The 1,631-nt window shown below is 73.5% G+C and carries 2 protein-coding genes; one reads left to right on the forward strand and one right to left on the reverse strand.

Annotation, left to right across the window (positions count from 1 at the left end; translation table 11 throughout):
- Nucleotides 1-809, reverse strand: an 809-nt coding sequence (rsmI, locus tag Q1K57_RS03960) for a 16S rRNA (cytidine(1402)-2'-O)-methyltransferase (RefSeq protein WP_300079219.1), incomplete at its 3' end; no start/stop codon positions are given.
- Between the two features lie 34 nt (nt 810-843).
- Here rsmI and Q1K57_RS03965 point away from each other — a divergent pair.
- Nucleotides 844-1,631: phospholipid carrier-dependent glycosyltransferase (locus tag Q1K57_RS03965; protein WP_300079222.1), on the forward strand; the 788-nt coding region annotated here is incomplete at its 3' end.

The following is a 1,631-nucleotide window of genomic DNA, read 5'->3' on the forward strand; positions in this document are numbered from 1 at the left end:
TGTCCCTTCGCCAGCCCGGACGCCGCCGCGACGCCCGCCACGGCCTCCTTGAGCCGCTCGCCCGCCGCGACCCGCGCAAGGACCGCAGCCACGGCGTCCGCCTCGTCGACGACGGGCGCGCTCGCGCCGGCCACGACGACCGTGATCTCGCCGCGCACCTCGCCGGCCGCCCAATCGGCCAGGGCGCCAAGAGGAAGCCGGACGACCTCCTCGTACGTCTTGGTCAACTCGCGACAGACGGCAGCCGGCCGGTCGGCACCGAAGACGTCCCGCGCGGCGGCGAGGAACTCCGCCAGCCGGTGGGGCGCCTCGAAGAACACCATGGTGCGTTCCTCCGCGGCCAGCGCCGCGAGGCGCCGGAGCCGCTCCCCCGCCTTCCGGCCGACGAAGCCCTCGAAGCAGAAGCGGTCGGTCGGCAGACCCGAGAGGGCGAGCGCCGTGAGCACCGCCGAGGGCCCCGGCACCGCCGTCACCCTGATCCCCGCCTCGATCGCGGCCGCCGTCACCCGGAACCCCGGGTCGGACACGCTGGGCATGCCGGCATCGGTCGCGACCAGGACCGTCTGCCCGGCGCGCAGCGCCTCCAGCAGCAGCCCGGTGCGGCTCGCCTCGTTGCCGTCGAAGTACGACACCACCCGCGCGGCCGGCTCCACGCCGAGGCGGCGGCACAGGTCGCGCAGGCGGCGGGTGTCCTCGGCGGCGATCACGTCGGCCTCGGCGAGCGCCCGGACGAGCGCCGGGCTCGCGTCGGCGGCGTCCCCGATCGGGGTGCCGGCCAGCACGAGCAGTCCGGCCTCGGTCGTGGTCACCGACCCAGTATGTCCAATCGCCTAGCATGACCGGGTGACCACCGCTGAAGTCCGCGCCACCCCGACCGCGGTGGACCGGCTCCGCGAGTGGCAACCGACCGACCGGCTGCTTTCCTGGGCGCTCACCCTCGGCATCGCCGCGCTGGCGTTCGTCGTGCGCGTGGTGAACGTGGCCCAGCCGCAGAACAAGCTCATCTTCGACGAGTCCTACTACGCCAAGGACGCCTGGTCGCTGTTGAAGTACGGCTACGAGGGCACGTGGCCCAAAGAGGCCAACGCCCAGATCCTCGCCGGGGACCTCTCCGGGCTGCAGCCGGCGGCGTCCTTCGTCGTGCACCCGCCGCTCGGCAAGTGGATCATCGCGCTCGGCGAATCGGCCTTCGGCATGAACAGCTTCGGCTGGCGCATCATGGCCGTCGTCTTCGGCGCCCTGCTCGTCGGGGCGACCATCCGGCTGGCCCGCCGGGTCTCGCGCTCGACCATGATCGGGGCGCTCGCCGGCATCCTGCTCACCTTCGACGCGCTGGCGTTCACGATGAGTCGCATCGCCCTGCTCGACATCTTCCAGGCGACGTTCCTCGTCATGGCCGTCGCCGCCGTCGTGGCCGACCGGGATCACGCCCGCGGCGTCCTCGCCGCGAAGATGGACGCCGCCGGCGTCACCTCGCTGGCCGGCAGCTTCGGGCCGCTGGTGCTGTGGCGGCCGTGGCGCTGGGTGGCGGGGCTGCTGTTCGGCGCCGCCATCGCCTGCAAGTGGAACTCGGTGTTCCTGCTGGCGGTGTTCGGCGTGGTCAGCGTGCTGTGGGACGTGGGCGCCCGCCG

Origin of the sequence: Propioniciclava sp. (assembly GCF_029977985.1) — a bacterium.
Taxonomy (GTDB): Bacteria; Actinomycetota; Actinomycetes; order Propionibacteriales; family Propionibacteriaceae; genus Propioniciclava.